23 protein-coding genes are annotated in these 22,694 nt (G+C 69.8%); 17 read left to right on the top strand and 6 right to left on the bottom strand.

All coding sequences use genetic code 11. The features are described from left to right. Window positions 1-2,428 precede the first annotated feature (2,428 nt). On the bottom strand, window positions 2,429-2,557 hold the full coding sequence (locus ACWPXK_RS01625) for a hypothetical protein (protein ID WP_454194231.1): 129 nt from the start codon (window positions 2,555-2,557) through the stop codon (window positions 2,429-2,431). 288 nt (window positions 2,558-2,845) lie between these two features. On the opposite strand from ACWPXK_RS01625, the gene infA reads away from it, so the two are divergent. The 8 genes from infA (at window position 2,846) to truA (ending at window position 7,874) form a co-directional block, all read left to right on the top strand. Next, window positions 2,846-3,067, top strand: coding sequence for a translation initiation factor IF-1 (gene infA / locus ACWPXK_RS01620; protein WP_003418601.1), 222 nt, complete (start codon window positions 2,846-2,848; stop codon window positions 3,065-3,067). A gap of 241 nt (window positions 3,068-3,308) precedes the next feature. Beyond that, on the top strand, window positions 3,309-3,422 hold the full coding sequence (rpmJ, locus tag ACWPXK_RS01615) for a 50S ribosomal protein L36 (RefSeq protein WP_011207363.1): 114 nt from the start codon (window positions 3,309-3,311) through the stop codon (window positions 3,420-3,422). Window positions 3,423-3,671: 249 nt separating this feature from the next. Then, window positions 3,672-4,043 carry a 30S ribosomal protein S13 gene (gene rpsM, locus ACWPXK_RS01610; protein WP_039795645.1) on the top strand — a complete coding sequence of 124 codons (372 nt, stop codon included), beginning with the start codon at window positions 3,672-3,674 and terminating at the stop codon, window positions 4,041-4,043. A gap of 9 nt (window positions 4,044-4,052) precedes the next feature. Then, window positions 4,053-4,466: a 30S ribosomal protein S11 gene (rpsK, locus tag ACWPXK_RS01605; RefSeq protein ID WP_040704448.1), complete on the top strand. Its 414-nt coding sequence runs from the start codon at window positions 4,053-4,055 to the stop codon at window positions 4,464-4,466. A gap of 20 nt (window positions 4,467-4,486) precedes the next feature. After that, window positions 4,487-5,092 carry a 30S ribosomal protein S4 gene (gene rpsD / locus ACWPXK_RS01600; protein WP_043719990.1) on the top strand — a complete coding sequence of 202 codons (606 nt, stop codon included), beginning with the start codon at window positions 4,487-4,489 and terminating at the stop codon, window positions 5,090-5,092. 148 nt (window positions 5,093-5,240) lie between these two features. Next, the gene (locus ACWPXK_RS01595; RefSeq protein ID WP_039796155.1) at window positions 5,241-6,299 is read left to right on the top strand and encodes a DNA-directed RNA polymerase subunit alpha; all 1,059 of its coding nucleotides are present in this window, start codon (window positions 5,241-5,243) and stop codon (window positions 6,297-6,299) included. A gap of 51 nt (window positions 6,300-6,350) precedes the next feature. Next, on the top strand, window positions 6,351-6,878 hold the full coding sequence (gene rplQ, locus ACWPXK_RS01590) for a 50S ribosomal protein L17 (RefSeq protein ID WP_454194230.1): 528 nt from the start codon (window positions 6,351-6,353) through the stop codon (window positions 6,876-6,878). A 135-nt stretch (window positions 6,879-7,013) separates the two neighbouring features. Continuing rightward, a complete protein-coding gene (gene truA, locus ACWPXK_RS01585; RefSeq protein WP_454195394.1) occupies window positions 7,014-7,874 on the top strand; it encodes a tRNA pseudouridine(38-40) synthase TruA in 861 nt (286 codons plus the stop codon). A 45-nt stretch (window positions 7,875-7,919) separates the two neighbouring features. Here truA and ACWPXK_RS01580 read toward each other — a convergent pair whose 3' ends face one another. Beyond that, the gene (locus tag ACWPXK_RS01580) at window positions 7,920-8,399 is read right to left on the bottom strand and encodes an Hsp20/alpha crystallin family protein (protein ID WP_454195393.1); all 480 of its coding nucleotides are present in this window, start codon (window positions 8,397-8,399) and stop codon (window positions 7,920-7,922) included. A 173-nt stretch (window positions 8,400-8,572) separates the two neighbouring features. Between ACWPXK_RS01580 and ACWPXK_RS01575 the strand changes: the two genes are divergently transcribed. The 5 genes from ACWPXK_RS01575 (at window position 8,573) to ACWPXK_RS01555 (ending at window position 14,152) form a co-directional block, all read left to right on the top strand. Further along, entirely contained in the window at window positions 8,573-9,406 is an 834-nt protein-coding gene (locus ACWPXK_RS01575; protein ID WP_454194229.1) for an LLM class F420-dependent oxidoreductase, read from the top strand. A 197-nt stretch (window positions 9,407-9,603) separates the two neighbouring features. Then, on the top strand, window positions 9,604-11,004 hold the full coding sequence (locus tag ACWPXK_RS01570) for an MFS transporter (protein WP_454194228.1): 1,401 nt from the start codon (window positions 9,604-9,606) through the stop codon (window positions 11,002-11,004). 46 nt (window positions 11,005-11,050) lie between these two features. Beyond that, a complete protein-coding gene (locus tag ACWPXK_RS01565; protein WP_040774690.1) occupies window positions 11,051-11,710 on the top strand; it encodes a response regulator transcription factor in 660 nt (219 codons plus the stop codon). Window positions 11,711-11,747: 37 nt separating this feature from the next. Continuing rightward, window positions 11,748-13,169: a sensor histidine kinase gene (locus tag ACWPXK_RS01560; RefSeq protein ID WP_454194227.1), complete on the top strand. Its 1,422-nt coding sequence runs from the start codon at window positions 11,748-11,750 to the stop codon at window positions 13,167-13,169. Further along, window positions 13,166-14,152 (top strand): TAXI family TRAP transporter solute-binding subunit, encoded by a 987-nt coding sequence (locus tag ACWPXK_RS01555; protein ID WP_454194226.1) that lies wholly within the window; start codon window positions 13,166-13,168, stop codon window positions 14,150-14,152. Before ACWPXK_RS01560 ends, ACWPXK_RS01555 begins: the two co-directional genes overlap by 4 nt. A gap of 6 nt (window positions 14,153-14,158) precedes the next feature. Here ACWPXK_RS01555 and ACWPXK_RS01550 read toward each other — a convergent pair whose 3' ends face one another. Further along, window positions 14,159-14,476, bottom strand: coding sequence for a metal-sensitive transcriptional regulator (locus ACWPXK_RS01550; RefSeq protein WP_454194225.1), 318 nt, complete (start codon window positions 14,474-14,476; stop codon window positions 14,159-14,161). A 219-nt stretch (window positions 14,477-14,695) separates the two neighbouring features. Here ACWPXK_RS01550 and ACWPXK_RS01545 point away from each other — a divergent pair, with 219 nt between their 5' ends. Continuing rightward, window positions 14,696-15,505: an S-methyl-5'-thioadenosine phosphorylase gene (locus tag ACWPXK_RS01545; protein ID WP_454194224.1), complete on the top strand. Its 810-nt coding sequence runs from the start codon at window positions 14,696-14,698 to the stop codon at window positions 15,503-15,505. A gap of 5 nt (window positions 15,506-15,510) precedes the next feature. Further along, window positions 15,511-16,509 (top strand): NAD-dependent epimerase/dehydratase family protein, encoded by a 999-nt coding sequence (locus ACWPXK_RS01540; protein WP_454194223.1) that lies wholly within the window; start codon window positions 15,511-15,513, stop codon window positions 16,507-16,509. A 117-nt stretch (window positions 16,510-16,626) separates the two neighbouring features. Here ACWPXK_RS01540 and ACWPXK_RS01535 read toward each other — a convergent pair whose 3' ends face one another. Continuing rightward, the gene (locus ACWPXK_RS01535; protein ID WP_454194222.1) at window positions 16,627-17,655 is read right to left on the bottom strand and encodes a GAF domain-containing protein; all 1,029 of its coding nucleotides are present in this window, start codon (window positions 17,653-17,655) and stop codon (window positions 16,627-16,629) included. Window positions 17,656-17,755: 100 nt separating this feature from the next. Beyond that, the gene (locus ACWPXK_RS01530) at window positions 17,756-18,598 is read right to left on the bottom strand and encodes an NAD(P)H-binding protein (RefSeq protein ID WP_454194221.1); all 843 of its coding nucleotides are present in this window, start codon (window positions 18,596-18,598) and stop codon (window positions 17,756-17,758) included. A 271-nt stretch (window positions 18,599-18,869) separates the two neighbouring features. On the opposite strand from ACWPXK_RS01530, the gene ACWPXK_RS01525 reads away from it, so the two are divergent. Further along, entirely contained in the window at window positions 18,870-19,430 is a 561-nt protein-coding gene (locus ACWPXK_RS01525) for an NADPH-dependent FMN reductase (RefSeq protein ID WP_454194220.1), read from the top strand. 2 nt (window positions 19,431-19,432) lie between these two features. Here the strand turns inward: ACWPXK_RS01525 and eccE are convergent, their stop codons facing one another. Continuing rightward, the gene (eccE, locus tag ACWPXK_RS01520) at window positions 19,433-21,076 is read right to left on the bottom strand and encodes a type VII secretion protein EccE (protein ID WP_454194219.1); all 1,644 of its coding nucleotides are present in this window, start codon (window positions 21,074-21,076) and stop codon (window positions 19,433-19,435) included. A 112-nt stretch (window positions 21,077-21,188) separates the two neighbouring features. Here eccE and eccB point away from each other — a divergent pair, with 112 nt between their 5' ends. After that, entirely contained in the window at window positions 21,189-22,679 is a 1,491-nt protein-coding gene (gene eccB, locus ACWPXK_RS01515) for a type VII secretion protein EccB (RefSeq protein ID WP_454194218.1), read from the top strand. Window positions 22,680-22,694 lie beyond the last annotated feature (15 nt).

Here is a 22,694-nt window from a genome sequence, read left to right as displayed (position 1 = left end):
GGCCGACGGGTGCTTGGCCGACGGGTGCTTGGCCGACGGGTGCTTGGCCGACGGGTGCTTGGCCGACGGGTGCTTGGCCGACGGGTGCTTGGCCGACCGGCAGCTCGCTCGTCTCGGTGGGCAGCCGGTGTCGTCCGCCGACCGGCCGTGCCGAAGCGGCGCCGGCTTCCGCGGCGCTCGTCCAGCCCGGCGCCGCGGCGCCCAGATCCGGTTGCGTGCGCGGCGGATTCGCCGCTGCTCCGGTCGCCTCGTTCGTCGGCGCTGTGCCGTGCGGCGCGGTGCTCGATGGGCTGCCGGTCGCGGATGCGCTTTCGGGCGCGGGTGGCACGGAACCGATCCCGCCGTGCGGACCGGTAGCGGACGGTGGAGCCGCCGAAGCCGGTTCGGTTCCGGTGCGATCCGCGGGCGACAGGTTCGAGGCCGGTCGGCGATCGGCGCGCACCCGGGGTTCGGATGCGGTGGCCGATGGTGAGCTGCCTGCGGATGTCCGGGCGGCTGCCTGATCAGCCTGTGTCGCGGTCTCGCTCGGTGCGAGCGGAAGACCGGGTCGGCCCGCCTGCGCGGGTGCGGTGTGATCGAGCCGGGTCGGCGGACCGTCTCCGCCGCGTGTGGACGGCTGCTCCTCATGCGGCGACGGCGCCGTCGGGACGCCGGGTGCACCGCTGTGCGGGCGCTCGTGCGGCGCGGGCGGGTCGGGAAGCGGCGGGAGGCGGTGCGGCGCGTCCGTCGTGGAGGTAGCCGCCCGCTCGGGCGGCGGTGCGGCGAGCCAGGGTGGCGGACCATCGGAACCGGTCGCGGTGGGGCCGCCGCCGGCCCCGGACGAAGACGACGCGGCCTGCGGTGTCGGTGTCGGTGTCGGTGTCGGTGTCGCGGGATGCTCACCGACCGGCGGCGTCGAAGACTGATCACCCGTCGGGCGTGTCCGGTCATCAGTGGACGGCGGATTGCCCGACGCCGCGGACCCGCCATCGTGCTGGACCACTGCGTTTTCGCCGGTGGGCGCTGGGCGATGTCCGGCCTGCCGGGCGGAGTGGTCATCGGCCGTCGGCCCGGCCGGGGTTCCGCCGGCGTACGGCACCGGAGGGATGGTCCAAGCCGACGTCGCATGCTGCTCGCCGGTCGGGGGTGCCAGGTGACTCTGAGCCTGTCGCACCGCGGGATCCGCGCTGGTCGACGTTCCGCCGGTGGGGGGAGCCACCTGATCGGTGCTGGTGGGCGCCGCAGGATGTTCGCCGGTCGGCACCGCCGGATGACTTCCGGCCTGCCGCGCCGCGTGGTCCGCACTGGTCTGTGGTGTGCCGGGATGTGCGCCTTGTGGCGGCACGGCCGATCGTTCACCGGTAGCCGCTGCCGTGTGGGCGCTGGTCGGCCACGTCTGGTTCGGACCGGTCGGCGGCATCGCCGGATGCTCGTTGCCCGGCCGGGCGTTCGGGTCCGCACCGGTCTGGCCCGCGCCCGTGGGCGGTCCGACCGGATGGCCATCGATCGGTGGCGCGGACATCTGGTTGGCCGGCGGCGTGGCCGGCCAGTGACTCGGCCGCACCGCGGAAAGGGCGGCATCGAGCCGGGGGTTCCCGGTGGACGGCCACTGGCTCGGTTGCGGTCCGAGCGGAGGCCGATCCGGTCCGGTGGTCCGTCCGCCGGCACCCTCGCCGGTCGGCGGCCCGGGGTGCTCGCGGTTCGGCGCCGGACCGGGCCGTTCGTCGTTCGGTTGCCGCGGCGGGTCCGGCAGCGGTGGCGGCGGCGGAAGATCCGGCCTGTCCGCCTGCTGCGGCGCCGACCTGTCGTTCGACATCGGCGTTTCGGCGGGTCGGCTGCCCAGCGGCTGGAACGCGGGCGAGGGCTGCGAAGGGTTGCGGGTCGGCAGCGGCTGCTGGGCAGCGGCGATGGGCGGGGGCGGGACCTGCCACCCGCCGTCCGCATGCGGCGGTGTCTGCTCGTAGGCGGGTTGCTGCCAGGAGCCATGTGGTAGCGGACCCGGCGCAGGCCCGTCCGGTCCGGGCGCGGGTCGCGGCGCGCTCTGCTGCCCTCCCTCGTCGGAGGGTTCGTGCTTGTCGCGGCGCCAGCCTTTGCGGCGCTTGTCCGGGCGCGCGGCTTCGGGGCGTTCCGCTTCGGGGGCCCGGTTCTTGAACCGGCCGCGTCTGCGGCTGGGTGTTTCCTCGATGAGCTCGTCGTGCGGGAGATTCTGTACCGGTGCTTCGTAGCCGGCCTGTGTGACGTCGCTCTCGGACAGCCACGGCGGCAGCATGGGCAGGTCGTTGTTGTTACGACTCACGACTTCGCCTCGCTAGCGTTCGGCTCGGCCGGGATCGTGGGCGCGGTGTTCCTGGCTCGCTCGCTACGCTCGCTCACGACGCCGCCTCGCCCGCGCTCGGCTCCGTCGTGCGCGAGGGCGCGCTGTATTGTCGGCTCACTCGCTGGCGCTCGCTCACGACTCCGCCTCGCTGGCGCTCGGCTCGGCCATGACGAAGGGCGCGGTGTTCATAGCTTGCTCGCGGCGCGCGCTCATGACCGCGAAGGCGGCTGCGTTGACGGCTCGCTCGCTGCGCTCGCTCACGCGTCTCCCTCGATCTGCTCGACCCAAATACCTGGACAGCGGCCAGTTTACGCGACAACATGCCGCCGCAGCGGCGCAGCACCCGGCGCTCGCCACGGGTGGGAAGGCGGCTGCGAAACCCCTGGCGACGGGGGTATACAGGGAGGCATTTTTGCCCGATCCGGAACTGATCGGTAAGCTGGAGCGGCGGTGCACCCATGCGCCGCTGTTTGTGTGCGAGTGGTCGGTCCATACAAGCAGACGTCAGGCAGACAAACCAGGTTGAGCGTAACCGGGATCGCGGAGGATATGGCGAAGAAGGACGGGGCCATCGAGGTCGAGGGTCGAGTTGTCGAACCGCTGCCCAATGCGATGTTCCGGATCGAGCTCGAGAACGGGCACAAGGTTCTCGCGCACATCAGCGGGAAGATGCGGCAGCACTACATTCGCATCCTCCCCGAGGACCGTGTGGTCGTCGAGCTCTCGCCCTACGACCTGTCACGTGGCCGGATCGTATACCGCTACAAGTGAATCGAGTGGGCGACCCCTGCTCACGGAGAGCGTTCGCCGGTGTCGATCCACTTGGTGTTCTGTGGGGGTGCAACCCCCACACCCCGCCCGGCGGGCTGCGCCCCCGGACCCCCGTGGCGGGTTGCGTTGCCAACCCGGGGCAGGCCGTCCGCGTGACGGTAACGAAAAAGAGACTTCCCCAGTCGCCGACTGGGGAAAAACTGTGTTCACACCCGTGTGAACCACAACAGATTGGACGGACGTGAAGGTTCAGCCGAGCGTCAAGAAGATCTGCGAGAAGTGCAAGGTGATCCGCCGTCACGGCCGGGTCATGGTGATCTGCGACAACCTGCGCCACAAGCAGCGCCAGGGCTGAGCGGAGGCGAGGGCAACTTCGCACCACCGCCCGAGGCTTGCCGACGGCGCCGCTCGACGCGACACCAGCCAAGCACCGAACCGCAGTTCGGATTGGCACAGAAGAACTCCCAGCACCAGCCGCACGCTGCGGAAATCCAGGGTTCGCCCTGGGGGCGTGCGTGCCTACCACCGGTTCGGAGGCCGGTGCCCCACAAGACGAGGGGACGGACAGGGAGCAGACCTCCGCAACGATTAAGGAAACTGCCAGATGGCACGTCTCATGGGCGTCGACCTCCCGCGCGAGAAGCGCATGGAGATCGCACTGACCTACATTTTCGGCATTGGCCGTACCCGCTCCAAGGAGATCCTCGAGGCCACCGGCGTCAGCCCGGACCTGCGTTCGAAGGACCTCAGCGACGACGATCTCACGAAGCTGCGTGACTACATCGAGGCTTCCGAGTTCAAGGTCGAGGGTGACCTGCGCCGCGAGGTGCAGGCCGATATTCGCCGCAAGATCGAGATCGGCTGCTACCAGGGCCTGCGCCACCGTCGTGGCCTGCCCGTGCGTGGCCAGCGCACCAAGACCAACGCGCGCACCCGCAAGGGCCCGAAGCGCACCGTCGCCGGCAAGAAGAAGTAGGGATAACCGATGCCTCCGAAGAGTCGGGCCGCGGGCCCGAAGAAGACCCAGAAGTCGCGTCGCCGGGAAAAGAAGAACGTCCCGCACGGCCACGCGCACATCAAGAGCACGTTCAACAACACGATCGTGTCGATCACCGACCCGAACGGCAACGTCATCTCCTGGGCGTCGTCGGGTCACGTCGGCTTCAAGGGCTCGCGCAAGTCGACCCCGTTCGCCGCGCAGCTCGCCGCCGAGAACGCCGCCCGCAAGGCGCAGGAGAACGGCGTCAAGAAGGTCGACGTGTTCGTGAAGGGCCCGGGTTCGGGCCGCGAGACCGCGATCCGCTCGCTGCAGGCCGCCGGCCTCGAGGTGGGCACGATCTCCGATGTCACCCCGCAGCCGCACAACGGCTGCCGTCCGCCCAAGCGGCGTCGCGTCTAGCGGGAAAGGAACAGCGAACAATGGCTCGTTACACAGGCCCTATCACCCGCAAGTCGCGTCGTCTGCGTGTCGACCTCGTCGGAGGCGACCAGGCGTTCGAGCGTCGTCCCTACCCGCCGGGCCAGCACGGCCGTGCGCGGATCAAGGAGAGCGAGTACCTGCTCCAGCTGCAGGAGAAGCAGAAGGCCCGCTTCTCCTACGGCGTCATGGAGAAGCAGTTCCGCCGGTACTACGAGGAGGCCAACCGCCTCAAGGGCAAGACCGGTGACAACCTGCTGCGCCTGCTCGAGACCCGCCTGGACAACGTGGTGTACCGCGCCGGTCTGGCCCGCACCCGCAGGCAGGCCCGCCAGCTGGTCAGCCACGGCCACTTCCTGGTGAACAACAAGAAGGTCGACGTTCCCAGCTTCCAGGTGACCCAGTACGACATCATCGATGTCAAGGAGAAGTCGCTGGGCACGCTGCCGTTCCAGGTGGCGCGGGAGACCGTCGGCGACCGCCCGGTTCCGGGCTGGTTGCAGGTGATCCCGGGCCGGCTGCGGATCCTGGTCCATCAGTTGCCGGAGCGCGCCCAGATCGATGTGCCGCTGCAGGAACAGCTGATCGTCGAGTACTACTCCAAGTAGCCGCTCGGCGAGCCGTCCCGGTACCCGGGACGGAATACGCGCACAGCACCGTGCTGCTGGTGTGTGGTCGCCCGGACATCGGGCGACCACACACAACCCCTGAGACGAGGCGTCAAATAGCGGGCGCCCAAAAAGGAGGATGATCCCAATGCTGATTTCACAGCGTCCGACGCTGACCGAAGAGGTCGTCGCCGAGAACCGCTCGAAGTTCACCATCGAACCGCTCGAGCCGGGCTTCGGTTACACCCTCGGCAACTCGCTGCGCCGTACCCTGCTGTCCTCGATTCCGGGGGCCGCGGTCACGAGCATCCGCATCGACGGCGTCCTGCACGAGTTCACCACCGTTCCCGGGGTGAAGGAGGATGTCACCGACATCATCCTGAACCTCAAGGGCCTGGTCGTGTCCTCGGAGGAGGACGAGCCGGTGACGATGTACGTGCGCAAGCAGGGCCCGGGCACCGTCACCGCCGGTGACATCGTCCCGCCCAGCGGCGTCGTGGTGCACAACCCGGACATGCACATCGCCACCCTGAACGACAAGGGCAAGCTGGAGATCGAGCTCGTCGTCGAGCGTGGTCGCGGCTACGTCCCCGCCGTGCAGAACAAGGCGTCCGGCGCGGAAATCGGCCGGATCCCGGTGGATTCGATCTACTCGCCGGTGCTCAAGGTGACCTACAAGGTCGAGGCCACCCGTGTCGAGCAGCGCACCGACTTCGACCGGCTCATCCTGGACGTGGAGACCAAGAACTCCATCAGCGCGCGGGACGCGCTCGCCTCGGCGGGCAAGACCCTGGTCGAGCTCTTCGGCCTGGCCCGCGAGCTGAACGTCGAAGCCGAAGGCATCGAGATCGGCCCCTCGCCGGCGGAGGCGGACCACATCGCCTCGTTCGGTCTGCCGATCGAGGACCTGGACCTCACCGTCCGGTCCTACAACTGCCTCAAGCGCGAGGGTGTGCACACGGTGGGCGAGCTGGTCGCCCGCACCGAGTCGGATCTGCTGGACATTCGCAACTTCGGCCAGAAGTCCATCGACGAGGTCAAGGTCAAGCTGCACGCGCTCGGCCTCTCGCTGAAGGACAGCCCGGCGTCGTTCGATCCGTCCAGCGTGGTCGGCTACGACGCGAGCACCGGCACGTGGAGCGACAGCGGCACGTTCAGTGACACCGATGGCGGCGAGCAGGACTACGCCGAAACCGAACAGCTCTAGGCCGTCGGGGTAGGCGCCCCGGAACCGGCCTCTCACAAGGAGAACCACACAATGCCCAAGCCCAAGAAGGGTGCCCGCTTCGGCGGGTCGGCGACGCACCAGAAGGCGATCTTCGCCAATCTGGCCACGGCGCTCTTCGAGCACGGCCGGATCACCACCACCGAGGCCAAGGCCAAGGCCGTACGCCCCTACGCGGAGAAGCTGATCACCAAGGCGAAGGCAGGCACGCTTGCCGACCGTCGCGAGGTGCTCAAGGTGATCCGCAACAAGGACGTCGTGCACGAGCTTTTCGAGCAGATCGGCCCGTCGTTCGAGGGGCGCGAGGGTGGCTACACCCGCATCACCAAGACGCTGCCGCGCAAGGGTGACAACGCGCCGATGGCGATCATCGAGCTGGTCCGCGAGAAGACCGTGACCAACGAGGCCGAACGCGCTCGCCGCGTCGCCGCGTCGAAGAAGGCGGAGGAGGCTCCGGCCGCCGAGGTCGTCGAGGAGAAGGCCGACGAGGCCGTCGCCGAGACCGCCGAGGCCGAGGCTCCGGCTGCCGACGAGACCGACGAGGACAAGAAGGACGCCTGAGATCGTGCCCGCCTGTGCGGGGATGATCCGGACGCCTGACTTTCGCGTCGGAGTTTCTCGAACGAGCCCGCCACCCGATTCCGGGTCGGCGGGCTTGTTCGCGTTGACCAGGAGATTGTTGTGAGGGATGCGGTGATACAGCCGGACGCGTCCGGGGCGGTGCCGGACGCCGTGCGCCCGACGGTTCGCGTGCGGCTGGACATCTCCTACGACGGCACCGATTTCATCGGATGGGCGCGACAGCCGGGTCTGCGCACTGTGCAGGGCGTCTTGGAGGACTCGCTCAGCAAGGTGTTCCGTGAGCCGATCCAGTTGACCGTCGCGGGGCGCACGGACGCGGGCGTGCACGCCGAGGGACAGGTCGCGCATTTCGACACGTCCGGTGAACTGGACCCGGACAAGCTGGTGCACCGGATGGCGCGGTTCCTGCCGAAGGACGTGCGGATCAAGCAGGCACGGCTCGCCCCGCCCGAGTTCGACGCCCGGTTCTCCGCCGTCCGCCGCCACTACGTCTACCGATTGACCACCGCGCCGTACGGCGCGGAGCCGCTGCAGGCGCGCAGCGTGGTCGCGTGCCGGTCCGGCGTCGACCTCGAGGCCATGCGCGCTGCCTCGCTGAAACTATTGGGACTGCATGATTTCGCCGCGTTCTGCCGGCGCAGGGATGGCGCGACGACGGTCCGCGAGTTGCAGCGCTTCGACTGGGTGCGCGAGCGGGACCTGCTGCTCGCCTACGTCAGCGCCGACGCGTTCTGCTGGTCGATGGTCCGCAGCCTGGTCGGCGCGGTCCTCGCGGTGGGCGAGGGGCGCCGTGGTCCGGAATGGGTGGGCGAGCTGCTGCGCGAGACGGAGCGGTCCAGTGCGGTCACCGTCGCGCCCGCCCACGGCCTCAGCCTGATCGGCGTCGATTACCCCGCGGACGGCGAACTCGCCGCCCGCAACGCGCAGACGCGTGAGATGCGGTCGGTCCCGGACGCGGGTTGCTGCGGCGACTGACAAAGGGCTACCCGCACCCGTGCGCGGGCGCGGGTAGCGAGGCGGTCACTTCGAGGCTTGCCCAGGTCGCGGCGTCTGCTGCGACTGCGTCGATGCTTCGATCGTCCTCGGTTCCTGCGATGCCCCGGAGATCTCGATGCGGCGCGGCTTGGCGCGCTCGGCGATGGGGATCGTCACCGACAGCACACCGTTGTTGTAGGTCGCGCTGATCCGGTCGGCATCGACGTTCTCGCCGAGGGACAGCTGCCGCATGAAGGTGCCCGCGAAGCGTTCCGAGGCGATCCACTGGACGCCTTCCTCACTGGGAACGGTGCGCTGCGCGCGGAGGGTGAGCGTACCGCTGTCGACACTGACCTCGATCGAGCCGGGGTCGACGCCGGGCAGGTCCGCGTTCAGCACGTAGTGATCTCCCGCTTTGAACAGATCCATCGGCATGAATCGCGGTGCGCGAGCGGTTCCGGCGGTCTCGCCGAGCAGTTGGCGGGCGACGGTGTCGATGTCATGGAATGGATCGAATCTGAGCACAGCGATCACCTCCATCTCCTAGTGGTGACGCCTGCCACGGCGGCGGGCGCCGATAGCTGTGCAATTTTCACAGTAGCTCGCTCGGGTCCGGCGTGCTTCGACCTGACGGGACCAAGTGGCGCGTCGCCCGCCGACACGGAATAGCCGTCCGCGGACCCGTGTTGGCTCCGGACATGGCATTCGAGAGTCTCGGACGGTTCGGAGTGTGGCGGGCGTACAACGGGTTCAGCCCGGAGGATGCGCGGGAATTGGAGCAGCTGGGCTACGGCGCGCTGTGGCTGGGGGCCTCGCCCCCGGCGGATCTGGCTGCGGTCGAACCGCTGCTGGAGGCGACCGAAACGATCACCGTCGCGACCAGCATCGTGAACATCTGGGCCGCGCCGGCGAAGGAAGTGGCCGACTCGTTCCATCGGATCGAGGCGCGGTTCCCCGGCCGGTTCCTGCTCGGCATTGGTGCGGGCCATCCGGAGCACACCGGCGAGTACCGCAAGCCCTACGACGCGCTGGTGGAGTATCTCGACGAACTCGACGCGGCGGGAGTGCCCGCCGAACGTCGCGCGGTGGCGGCACTCGGTCCGCGCGTGCTGAAGCTGGCCGCCGAGCGGTCCGCGGGCGCGCTGCCCTACTTCGTGCCGTCGGCACACACCGCGCCGGCCCGCGAGATCGTCGGCCCGGACGCGATGCTGGCGACCGAGCACAAGGTGGTGCTGACCGACGACGCCCGTGCGGCGCACACCGTCGCCGACGGGACCGCCGGGTTCTACCTGGGCCTGACCAACTACGTGTCGAACTTGCGCCGGTTCGGTTTCACCGACGCCGATCTCACCACCCCGCCCAGCGAGCGGCTGTTCGACGCCGTCATCGCGTACGGTACGCCGGAAGACATCGTCGCTCGGCTGGCAGAACATCTGGACGCGGGCGCCGACCACGTCGCGGTTCAGATCCTCGGCGACAACTACCTCGCGGCGCTGCGCACCCTCGCCCCGCTGTTCGCCGCGCGATCCTGAGCACCCTGAGCCGGTCTCGTTCGGCCCCCGGCATCCGCCGTCCACCGCGGCGCCGTCGGGGGCCGAACCAGTTTTCCCGCTCGGCAGCGATCGTCCTAAGGGACTGTTAGGAAGCGACGAGAGCCATTCCACGGAGCTTGTGACTGCCGACACACTGATCTGCGACGACGCGATGGGGCGTCGATGAAGGAGATCTTGTGACTACGACACAGCCCGTGGGCGAGCGCCGGGTGGTCGCGAACGTTTTGCGCGGTTCCATCGGCAACCTCGTCGAATGGTACGACTGGTACGTCTACGCCGCGTTCAGCGTGTACTTCGCGAAGACGTTCTTCCCCAAGGACGATCCGACGGCGCAGCTGCTGTCCACCGCCGCCGTCTTCGCGGTCGGCTTCCTGATGCGACCGATCGGCGGCTGGGCGCTGGGCCGGTACGCGGACCGGTTCGGTCGCCGGTCGGCGCTGACCCTCTCGGTGACCGTGATGGCGGCGGGCTCGCTGATGATCGCGCTTACGCCCGGCTATCAGACCATCGGGATCGCCGCTCCGGCGCTGCTGCTGATGGCGCGGTTGCTCCAGGGGCTCTCGGTCGGTGGCGAGTACGCCACCAGCGCGACGTACCTGTCCGAGGTGGCCTCGGCGGGCAGGCGCGGGTTCTACTCGAGCTTCCAGTACGTGACGCTGGTGGCCGGTCAGCTCGTCGCGTTGGGCGTGCAGATCGTGCTGCAGCAGTTCCTCGACGCGGCTCAGATGAACGACTGGGGCTGGCGGATTCCGTTCGTGATCGGCGCTGCCGGTGCGCTGATCGTGATGTGGCTGCGGCGCGGCATGGACGAGTCCGAGCAGTTCCGCGCCGAATCCGGGCAGGCGTCGGGCGAGTCGGCGCACGCCGCGGGTGCTTCCGCGTCTCGCGGTTCGCTGCGGATCCTGCTGCGATACCCGCGGGAATGCCTGCTGGTGATCGGGTTGACGCTGGGCGGAACGGTCGCGTTCTACACCTACACGACCTACATGCAGAAGTTCATGATCAACACCTCCGGCATCTCCAAGTCGACCGTGGCGTGGATCAACTTCGTCGCGTTGCTGGTCTTCGTGGTGCTGCAACCGGTGGCGGGTGCGCTGTCGGACCGGGTGGGGCGGCGCAAGCTGCTGATCTTCTTCGGCGTGTCGGGCACCGTGCTGACCGTGCCGATCATGACCGTGCTCGCGAAGACCACCAATCCGGCCGCCGCGTGGGGCCTGATGATGGCGGCCCTGGTAATCATCACGGGATACACCTCGATCAACGCGATCGTGAAGGCCGAGCTGTTCCCGACCAAGATCCGCGCGCTCGGCGTCGGGCTGCCGTACGCGCTGACCGTCGCGATCTTCGGCGGGACCGCGGAGACGATCGCGCTGGCGCTGAAGAAGGCGGGCCACGAGTCGCTGTACTTCTGGTACGTCGCGGGGTGCATCGCCATCTCGCTGGTCACCTACTACTTCATGCGGGAGACCTCGACTTCGTCGACGATCGACGTGGGCGAGCCCACCGCGGATGCCGATACCGGGTCCGGCGCCGCGGTGGCCGAGCCGGGACGACCGTTGGTCACCGTGCGTGACTGACCGCCCGGCACACGCGCCGATCCGCCCGCTGTGGGAGGATCGGCGCGTGCGGCTTGCGGTGGTCGAGGACGACGACGGCGTGGGAGACGCGCTGGTCGAGGCGCTGATCGCCCGCGGTTACCGCGCCGAACGCAAGCGCCGCGGCGCGGATCTGCTGATCGCGCATCGCGAGTACGACGCGGTCATCCTCGACCTCGGCCTGCCCGACGGCGACGGCCTGCAGGTGCTGCGCAGACTGCGCGAGGTGAGCTCGGTGCCGGTGCTGATCCTGACCGCGCGCAGCGACGAACGCTCGATCGTCCGCGGCCTGCGCGGCGGCGCCGACGACTACTTGGTGAAGCCGCCACGGATCGCGGAGCTGGTCGCGCGGCTGGAAACGGTGACGCGGCGGGCCGCGGCCGCGGCCCGGCAGGAGCGGTCGGTGGTGGTCACCGGTGACGTGCGGGTCGACCTCGGCGCCCGGGTGGTCGAGGTGGCAGGCGAGCCGGTGCCATTGACCCAGAAGGAATTCGAGCTGGTCGAGGCGCTCGTGGAGCGGCCGGGTGCCGCGGTGAGCCGTCAGCAGCTGATGGATCGCATCTGGGGCGACGCCTTCGTCGCGGTGTCGCGTTCGCTGGACGTGCATATGACCGGCTTGCGGGCCAAGTTGAATCGGCCCGGGCTGATCACCACGATCCGCGGTTACGGATATCGGTGGGGGCAGTGAGCGCAATGCCCGCGGCCCGGCGGGCCGGAGGTAGGTCATGCGGCGTCGACTGCTCGTCGCGCTGACGGTGTTCGCGGCCATCGCGGTGCTGGCGTTCGCGGTGCCGCTGTCGCTGACCATCGCGACCAGCCGCACCCAGCAGCTGGTGCTGGCCCGCTCCGGGGACGCCGACCGCTTCGCCACGCTCGCCGACGACGCCGTTACCGCAGGGGACACCCGCGCGCTGGCCGACGAAGTGCTGCGCTATCACGAGCTGTACGGCGAGAACGTGCTCGTCGTCGACGCCAGGGGCGCGACGACGGTCAACGCCGGGGCCGACGTGACCGATCCCGGCATCGTCGCGGCGGTGGCGGCCGCGCGCCGCAACCAGCGTCCGCACACGGTGGACAAACTGACGCCGTGGGGCGCGCCGACCATGCTCGTCGCGCGGCCGGTCGGCACCGGGGTGCAGGTGAACGGCGCCGTGGTGATCGAGGCGTCCACCGCGCGCGCTCGCGGCGACATCGCGCGGGCCTGGGCGGTGATCGTGCTGGGCGGCGTGGTCGCGATGGCGCTGTTCATGCTGCTCGCGGTGACGCTGAGCCGCTGGGTGCTGCGGCCGCTGTCGGCACTGTCGCGCGCGGTCGCGGAGTTGACCGCGACGCTGCCGAAACCCCGCGCGGACAGCGTCGCGCCGGTGTCGATCGCGGGCAGGTACGGCGGGCCGCCGGAGATGCGGGCGGTCGCCGAATCCTTCGACGCGATGGCCCGCGCCGTCGCCGATTCGGCCGACGCGCAGCGCCAGCTCGTCGCCGACACCGCGCACGCGATGCGCAATCCGCTGGCCGCCTTGACCATCAGGCTCGATTCCTTGGCTCCCGCGATCCCTGCGAGCGCGGCGGGCACCTTCCGCGGCGCGGGTGCCGAAGTCGATCGCCTGACCGCGCTGCTCGACGGCCTGCTCAGCCTCGCCGTCGCGGAAACGCCCGCGGCGTTCGACGTCACGCGCGCCGCCGAGGCCGACAACCAGTGCGACGCCGTGCAGGTGGTCGCCGACCGCTTCGACGCCTGGTGCTCGGCGTTCGAGGCGGCGGGGCAGCGACTGCGCGTCGCGTCCGCGCCCGCACGTGCGGAAGCCGCGGTACCCGCCGACGTACTCGCCCAGATCCTCGACGTGCCACTGAGCAACGCGACGCGCTACGCGGGACCGGGCACGCACACCGAGCTGATCGTCGTCGCGGAGCCGGGCTGGGTCGCGGTGACCGTCCGCGACGACGGCGCAGGCGTGCGGCCCGACGAGATCGACAAACTCACCACCCGTTTCTTCCGCGGCTCGTCCGCAGGCGCCGGTGGCTCCGGGCTCGGTTTGCCGATCGCCGCGGCGCTGGCGCAGGCGCGCGGTGGCACGCTCACGATCGAGGCGGTGCATCCGCACGGTCTCGCGGTCGGTGTCCGATTGCCCGCGACGGAGGTGCGATGACCAGCCGAGAACCCGGTGTGCGGCGCGGCATCGGCCGGCGCGGTTTTCTCGCGCTGGCCGTCGCGGCGGGCATCACGGGCTGCGGTCCGAGTGGTGGCGGCGCCACTGTTCGGCTCGCGTCCGGTGAGGTCGGCGGTTTCTATCACGCTTTCGCGGGGTTGCTCGGCGCCGCAGCGGCGGAGAACGGCGACGTGCGCATCGAGCGGATCACCACGTCCGGTTCCCAAGACAACCTGGCACTGCTCGCCCGAGGCGAGGTGGACGCCGCGCTCGCGCTCGCGGACTCCGTGCGGGACACCACCGACCGGCTGGCCCACCCGCCGCCCGACCACCACCCCTCATCGAGTCGCTCCGCGACGCTCTGTGCATTGGGGCGGGTGTACGAGAACTACCTGCAGCTGGTCGTGCGCTCCGACAGCCCGATCGGTTCGGTCGCGGATCTGCGTGGGTCTCGGGTGAGTTTGGGCGCGGAAGGATCAGGGGCGGCACTGACCGGTGAACGGATTCTGCGGGTCGCGGGCCTGGATCCGGCCGTGGACGTGGCGATTTCGCATCGCCCGCTGGCCGAGGCGGTGGCCGCTCTGACGGGCGGCGAGGCGGACGCGCTGCTGTGGGCGGGTGGGGTGCCGACCACCCTGCTCGCGGTGCCGAGCCGGATGCGGCTGGTGGACATGGGCGAGCTGGCCGCGCCGATGCGGGAGCGGTTCGGTCCGGTCTACGACCGCGTCGCGATCCCCGCCGACGCCTACCCCGGCGGCGCCGCGGTGCACACCATCGGCGTGGCGAACCTGCTGCTCGCCGCCACCACCATGCCCGACGAGGTGGCCGCATCCATTGTGGAACTACTGGTGTGGCACGCGGACGCGCTGGTGCCCACCGTGGCGGCGGGCACCCAGTTCCTCGACGGCCGATCGCTGATCAGCACCGGTTCGATCCCGCTGCACCCCGGCGCGGCCGCCGTCTATCGCCGCTGGCACGGGTAAACGTCGTCAGGAGCGGACGAGCCGGGCGATGGCGTCGGTGGCTTCCTTGATCTTGGCTTCCGCCTCCGGACCACCCGCGACCGCGGCGTCCACCACGCAGTGGCTGATGTGGTCCTCGAGCAGGCCCATCGCCACCGCCTGGAGGGCCTTGGTCATGGCCGACACCTGGGTGAGGATGTCGATGCAGTACTTCTCCTCCTCGACCATCCGCTGCAGGCCGCGTGCCTGGCCCTCGATGCGGCGCAGCCGCTTGAGGTAGTCGTCCTTGGCGGTGATGTAGCCGTGCGGCGCGTGCTCGGCGTGGTCGTGGGGGGTAGCTGCCACCGGTGTCTCCTCGCTGCCTGCCGGTCCGGGAACCGGATAATACCCCCCTAGGGTACAGTTTCGCGCCGGACTTGTCAGGTCGGCGGCGTGTTCGGCCCGCCCGGCGGGACAGGCCGATCGCCTGGCGAGGACTTCGGTGACCGGTCCGATACCGCGACGGTCGCGAGCCGAGGCCGATCCCGCCGAGCGACCGGAGCGGCGGGACGAGACAATTGCGGTATGAGTTCGCACCCCCGGCCCGCGCTCGCCGTCATCGGCGGCAGCGGGTTCTACGATTTCTTCGACAACGAGGCCACCACCGTCGAGGTCGAGACGCCTTACGGCGCGCCGAGCGCGCCGATCGCGGTCGGGGAGGTGGAGGGCAGGCCGGTGGCCTTCCTTCCGCGGCACGGCAAGAATCACGAATTCGGCCCGCACACCCTGCCCTACCGGGCCAACCTGTGGGCGCTGCGCTCGCTGGGGGTGCGCCGGATCTTCGCGCCGTGCGCGGTCGGCAGCCTGCGCGCGGACTGGGGTCCCGGCACGGTCGTGGTGCCGGACCAGCTGGTGGACCGGACCTCCGGCCGCCCGCAGACCTACTTCGAGGGCGGCGGCATCCACGTGTCCTTCGCCGATCCGTACTGCGAGGAACTGCGTGCCGCCGCCATCAAGGCCGAGTCCGACGCGCTGCACATGATGCACGCGGCCACCATGGTGGTGGTGGAGGGCCCGCGGTTCTCCACGCGCGCGGAGAGCCGGTGGTTCGCCGCGCAGGGCTGGGAGCTGGTGAACATGACCGGTCACCCGGAAGCCGTGCTCGCCCGCGAACTCGAGATGTGCTACGCCGCCGTCGCGCTGGTGACCGATCTGGACGCGGGCCTGGAAGAGGGTGAGGGCGTGCACGCCGTCGACGTCTTCGCCGAGTTCAAGCGCAACCTCGCACCGTTCAAAGAGCTCATCCGCCGCGCGGTGGCCGCGGTGGACGGCGCCGACACCTGCGAGCGATGCCGCGTCCACGCGGGCGTGTCGCTGCCGTTCGAGCTGCCCTGAGGCCGATGCGGGTGCTGGTCACCGGCGCGGCCGGTTTCCTCGGCGGACATCTGCGCCGCGCGCTGGTCGCCGCGGGACACCAGGTGGTCGCGGCGGACTTGCTGCTCGACCGGGTGCACGGACCGGACGCGCAACCACCAGAAGGTGTTTCGCGGGTGGACGTGCGCGATGCCGAGGCACTCGCGCCGCTGCTGGACGGAGTGGATGTCGTCTGTCATTTCGCGGCGGCCACCGCGAGTGCGCAGGCCGCCGACTTCGCCTCGCACAACGATCTCGGCACCGCCGTGCTGCTCGGAGCGATGGAACGAGCGCGGGTCGGTCGACTGGTGCTCGCCTCGTCGATCAGCGTCTACGGTGAGGGCCGCTACCGCGGTGCGCAGAGCGGGCCGTTCTTCCCGAACCTGCGCCGCAGGGCGGACCTCGATCGCGGCATGTTCGACCATCGCGCTCCGCGCACCGGCGAGGTGCTGACCTGGGAGCCGGTCGGGGAAGATGCGCCGCTGCGTCCACGCGATGCCTACGGTGCCAGCAAGGTCGCCCAGGAGAACTACGCGCTGGCCTGGGGGCTGGCGACCGGCGGCGCCGTCACGGCGCTGCGGATGCACAACGTCTACGGCGCGGGCGCTCGCGCGGGATTGGTCGCGCGGCTGCGCGCCGAACTGGCACAGGGACGTGCGCCGCAGGTCTTCGAGGACGGCGGACAGGTCCGGGATTTCGTCCACATACGCGACGCGGTCACGGCCACCGTCGCGGCGGTCGAGCGTGCGCTGCCGGGCTTCGTCGCGCTGAACATCGCGTCGGGGCGGCCGATCACGCTGTGGGAGGTGGCCTCGATCATGGCCCGCGCCCACGGCGGCCCCGCGCCGGTGGTGACCGGTCGGTACCACATCGGTGACGTCCGGCATTTCGTCGCCGACCCGGAACTGGCCAGGCGCATGCTGGATTTCACGGCCGAGGTGGCGCCCGCCCAGGGCCTTGCCGAGTTCGCGGCGACCCCCGACTGATCATCCTTACTCGGACGGGCGAATGTCTACGGGACCGTACTCTGGCGGTGCCGGGCATCTGCAGTGTCGCCTCCGGCGGAGCGTCGTCACCCGGATCGCCGCTTGGACAATGCATGGTCACCCGCACCGCCGGTCGGACGGTGCATGGTCACCTGGACCGTCACTCGGACGGTGCGTCGTCACCTGGACCACGGCGAATTCCGGTGCGTGCGCGCCGGGCACACCGTCGGGCAGCGGCGCGGCTTCCAGGTCGGCGACGATCCAGTGGCCCTCCGTGGTCGCCAGCCGGACCGCGTCCAGCCGAACTCGCTGCCTGCCCGTGCGGAGATCGGCGCGCGCGGCCAGAATACGCGGACGGTCCTGTGGATGCGGCACGGTACGGTCATCCGTCCCGCCGCCCCAGCGCACACCGGGCACGGGCTCGGTGACCCAGCGGATCAGCCGGACCTGCGCCAGATCGACGATGGCCAGGTACCGATTCGACGGCGCGCCGCGCAGCAGGTCCAGTGCTACCGACTCCAGCGATTTCGCTTGCGGGGCAACATCTTCGGTGACATCGACGGCGACGCCCACCCAGTGGTGCCGGTCCGGGTCCGGATTGCGCGCGGCCAGCATAAGGGTGCGCGGACCGGCCGAGGAACGCATGGTGGCGGTGTCGAGCCAGCGGACACCGGGTTGCGCGCGGGCCATGGTGGCGACGAATTCGAGTGCGCCGTCGAAGCGCTCCATCGTCTCGAAGACTTCCGCGCCGAACCACACCGCGGGATCGTGCTCGCAATGCGGGCCGGATTCGTCCCGGACCGCGTCGACCCGTCTGGCACGTCCGTCGATGGTGAAGGCGGTCACGCCAACCGGCGGCGGCGGCGCGTCGCTGCCCACCCACAACCGGACCGCGTGCACCCGCGCATCCGGACCGAGCAGCGGCTGTGCCTTGACGCGCCGTCTCGACCAGGCATGGCGCGATGGCGGCAGCTGGTGGTCCACCGCGGCGCCGGAGTGGTGAGCCGCGGTGACGAACCGTTGCAGCCGCGCGGGAACCACACGCCGATATGACTTCCAGGCCCGCGGCGCGGACCCGGCCGCCAGCAGCGACCAAGTGCCGACCGGGCCTAGTGTTTCGATCAGCAGCCAGCGTCCGATGATCATGGCTCCCCCCTCACCCCTATCGAAACCCTACTGTGACGGCCGGACGGATAGCCAGTGCAATGTGGCCGAAATCGGGTCGCGCGAGGTGAAAGGGGTTGGCTCAGTGCGATTTCGGCGCGAACTCCCCCGCGTGAGCATTCGCCCACTGCTCGAAGGTGCGCGGCGGGCGCCCGGTCACCTGCTCGACGGTCGGGTAGAGCGTCGCCTCGTCCAGCGTGCCGTCGACGAAGAAGCTGAGGAACGCGTCGACGTACTCCCGCGGCATGGTGGCGGCCAGCTCGGCCTCGGTCTCCTCGTCGCTGAGTTCGTGCGCGACGAGTGGTCGGTCCAGTACCGCGGCGAGCACCGCGATCTGGTCCGCGGGCCGCAGCGCCTGCGGGCCGGTCAGTTCGAGTACCTGCCCGTCCAGTCCGCCCTCGACCAGCGCCGTCGCCGCGACCGCCGCGATATCGGCGGGGTCGATCGCGCCGACCCGCACGCCGGGGAACTGCACCCGCACGATGTCGCCGACCGCGAGTTGCGGCAGCCAGCGCAGCGCGTTGGACATGAACGACCGCGGCCGCAGGAAGGTCCAGCTCAGATCGGACGCGCGGACGGCTTGCTCGGACAGCGTCATGTAGCGGGACACGGCGTTGTCCATGTCCTGCAGCGCGGCCGAGCCGCCGGAGAGCAGCGCGACCCGGTGGACCCCGGCCTTTTTCGCGCGTTCCAGCAGGTCGGGCAGGTCGTTGTAGCCGGGGAGCAGGAACATCCCGTGCACGCCGTCGAGCGCGTCGGTCAGCGTCTCCGGCCGGTTGAGGTCGCCGGTGACGGCCTCGACGCCCGGCGCGAGCGCGGCCTTCGCCGGGTCACGGACGAGCGCCCGCACTTGCTCGCCCCGCTCGCTCAGGGTTCGCACCAGTTCCGCCCCGACATTCCCGGTGGCGCCGGTGACCAAGATCATCTCGTCTCCCATATTGGTTCGGCAGCGCACGCGGCGCTGCGTTTTCGTCGGCCCTCGATCCGGGTCGCGAACGGGCGATGCTCGGACTCGATTCGCTCGAAAACATAAGTGGGCCAATGGATCGTCGCAACGGGTATGGTCGCCGTCGAACATAGGGCATGCGTCGGGTTCGTGCCCGTGTCGGCCCGCCGAACACGGGAAGCCGCGTTCGGCGAGGCCGACCGAGCGCGCCGGTGGCCATGGCCGGGCACTCCGGGGTTAGGCTCGCGCGGTGGACACCCCGTTGCGGCTCGAGGTCATCGTGGCCAGCGTGCGCCCGGAGCGGTTCGCTCCGGTGGTCGCCGAATGGTTTCTGCGTACGCTCCGCGCCCATGCCGAATTCGACACGGGCGTCATCGATCTCGCGCACACTCCGCTGCCGGTCGACCTCACCGAGACCGAGCAGACCGTGGCCTACCGTACTCGACTGCGCGCGGCTGACGCCTTCGTGGTGGTCACCTCCGAGTACAACCACGGCTACCCGGCCTCGCTGAAAACCGCCTTCGATACCGCCAAACACGAATGGCGCGCCAAGCCCATCGCTTTCGTCTCCTATGGCGGCCTTTCGGGCGGGTTACGCGCGGTGGAGCAGCTGCGTCAGGTCGTCGCGGAGATCCACATGGTCTCGGTTCGCGAGACGGTCAGTTTCCATCAGGCCAAGAAGCGATTCGACGACGCGGGCGAGACCCGCGACGGCGCCGCGATCGACGCCGCCGAAAGAATGCTGCGCCAATTGGCTTGGTGGGCTCGCACTTTGCGCGCGGCGCGGGCCGCGGACCCGTATCCCGGCTAGCGCTACCCGGCCGGCACGGCGCGGCGGCCGCGCGGCTGCCCGATGTAGGTGGCCTCGCGCGGGATCGACACCAGGGTCAGGTCGACCTGCGCGGTGCCGGTACGCAGGATCACGTGGTTGCCGATCGCGCCGGGTTGCTGGATGGCCAGGTCGGGTCGGGTGGCGGGCCAGCCCATCGGATCACCCGTGACATAGATGGTGGTGACGCCGGCGTGCGGCGCCGGTGCCAGCACGCCGTCCACCACCGTGGCGGTGAATCCCGCATCGGATTGGTGGGTTTCGACCGCGATGGTCAGCCGCTCCGGATTGCCGATCGTCGTGACCAGGTTCTCCCATGCCTGCGCCCGGTCGGTACGGACCAGGATCCGTTCGCCGACCGCGAGTGCCCGGAACACCAGCTGCTGCGCCAAGTACAGCTCGCCCGCGACGTACACCGTCGAGATGCCCGCGCCGACGATGCGGACCGCGACGCCGTTTCCCTCGTCGTCCGAGCCGATCAGCTGGCCGCAGCCGGAGGAAGGCAGGTGCAGCACGTCGAGCACGTCGATGGGGTACTCGATCATCGGAACGGTGTCGTCCAGATCGGGGATGGCGATCGGCAGATGGGCGAGCAGTCCGTCGCGGTGGCGTCCGTTCATCGAGACCATGCCCGGCAACTCGGTCCGCTCCGGCAGTTCCCGCGTCGTCAGGCGCCATGCGGCGCCGATGCTCACCGACTCGGCCGAATTGCCGGGGCGCAGCCGCACCGCCACCGTGGTGCCGCGCGACGGCGCCACCCACAGCTGGGCGAGCAGGTCGGAGCTGAGGCGCTTGGGGTCGACGCCGCTGCCGATGTTCACGTTGTTGCCGATTTCGGCGTAGCGCCAGCGGTGTTCCAGGCTGCGCGGGTCGTAGCCGCTCGTGATCTGCAAGACCGCCTTGCGGATCTCCGGCGCGGTCAGGATGCGGGCGTTGCAGCCGGCGTCCTCGAGCGTGCGCATGATGCGCTGGGTGGCGATGGTGACCGCACGCGAGGCGCCCTCGGACCCGCCGCCGCGCCGGGCCGCCGCCTCCGGGCAGGCCACCGCGTCGAAGCTGATCGCCAGCCATACCGTGCGGTGTGCGGTGGCGGGCAGCGGACCGAGCAACGATTCGTAGATCGGGCCCGCGGGCGTGCCGGAGCGGCTGCGGTGCCCGTGGCTGATGATGTCGATGCCGCTGAGCAGGATGTCGTGCTGGTTCAGGCATTTCGCCAGCTCCGACAGTGGAAGCAGGTGCGAGGCGTGCACCGTGGTGCGGCCGATCCTGGTCAGGCCGCCCGGCGGGGGCAGCACCTCGACCACCGTCACCACACGGCTGCCGTCCCAGAACAGGCCGAGCGAACGTCCGTCCGTGCCGCGATAGTCGATCGTGTCGCCGATCTCGTACTCCCGGTGGGTTCGATAGCGCCACCAGGTGGTGATCCAGTCCAGCACGGTACGTTTGGCGACGGGGATGAGCGGGATCAGTGTCGCGACCACCGCCACGCCGAGCGCAGGCAGTCCGGGCAGCCCGGCGATCAGCGCGATCACTCCGGCGATCACCCCGACGATCTGTGCGATCAGCAGATTCTGCATCGAGACGCGCCCGAGCAGCGGTCGTGGTCCCGCGCCGGCCGGTTCCGCCATCATCGTCCCCCATGTACCCGGTGTCGGCCGGTTTGTCGTGGCCGAGCTGAACAAGAGTCCTCGGGAACTGTACTGTGTTCGGCGAACGCGAGCACTGTTCGGGGGAGGAATAATGCCTTCAAAACCCACTACACGCTGGCAGGTGAGCGGCTACCGCTTTCTGGTCCGGCGGATGGAGCACGCCTTGGTGCGCCGGGACGTGCGAATGCTGCACGACCCCATGCGTTCCCAGTCCCGCGCGTACGCGGCCGGTCTGATCCTGGCGTGCGTCGTGCTCGCGGGCTGTGGCGTGCTGGCGTTGCTGCGTCCACAGGACAAGATCGGCGACAACAAGATCCTGATCGGCAAGGATTCCGGCGCGGTCTACGTGGTGCTCGACGACGTGGTGCACCCGGCGCTCAACCTGGCCTCCGCGCGCCTGGCCGCGGGCGAGGCGGCCAAGCCGGCGATCGTGAAGGAATCGGAGCTCGGCAAGAAGCCGCGCGGCCAATTGATCGGCATCCCAGGCGCTCCCGGCTCGCTGCACTTCGACAAGGAGGGCAAGGGGCGGGTCTGGACGGTGTGCGACTCGTTGAAGACCGACGGCAGCGACGACCGCAGCAGCTCCGTGCTGATCGGTGATCTGGAACTGGGCGACAAGGCCGCGCCGATGGGCAAGGACAAAGCGCTGCTGGTGAAGGGCAAGGACGCGGCCTACCTGGTCTGGAACAAGACGCGCGCTCGTGTCGACATGAACGACCCGTTCGTTACCGGACCGCTGAACATTCGGGGGATGACCCCGCGGCCGATCAGCGAGGGCCTGCTCAACGCGATTCCCGAGGTCGATCCGATTATCCCGCCGAAGATCACCGATCCAGGCGGGCAACCGTCCGGGTATTCGATCAACGGCTTGAAGATCGGCACAGTCGTCCAGCTCGATGGCAAAGCCAATCAGAATTACGTCCTGCTGCACGACGGTCTGCAGGCCGTCAGTCCGTTCACCGCCGAAGTGATCCGTGGCTCGCAGCGCAACCCCGACCACGGCACCGCCATCGAATCTTTCGACAAGACCAACGCGCCGGAGTCGCGGGCACTGAACGTCGACACCTACCCCGAGACCGCGCCGACGATCATCCAGCCCAAGGCGCGCCCGGTGAGCTGCATGTCGTGGAAGCCGATTCCGGGAGTCGCGAGCAATACCGACGTCGCCGTGCGGGCGGAACTGTCGTTCATCGACGGGAGCGATCTGCCGATGTCCAGTGGCGCCAAGCTGGTTCCGCTCGCGCAGGCCGACGGTAAGGGCGACAACGTCGACTCGGTGTACTTCCCGCCGGGTTCGGGCGCCTTCGTCCAGACCACCGGCATCGAACCGGACAGCCGGCGCAAGGACAGCATGTTCTACATCGCCGACACCGGTGTTCGCTTCGGCATCAAGGACCTCGAGGCCGCGAAGGCGCTCGGCATGGACAAGGAGTCCGGCGTCACGCCGGAACCGGCGCCGTGGCCGATCGTCGGGCTGCTCGCCAGCGGCCCGACCATGGGCCGGGACGCCGCCATGGTTGCGCACGACGGTGTCGCGCCGGATTCCGCACCCGCCAAGCAGCCGGTCGCCTCGGCGAAGTAGTGATCGGCCAACTGC

The sequence above is a fragment of the Nocardia sp. Marseille-Q1738 genome (assembly GCF_965283145.1).
Note: the sequence above shows the minus strand (reverse complement) of the source record. Positions and strands in the feature narration are given on the sequence as shown.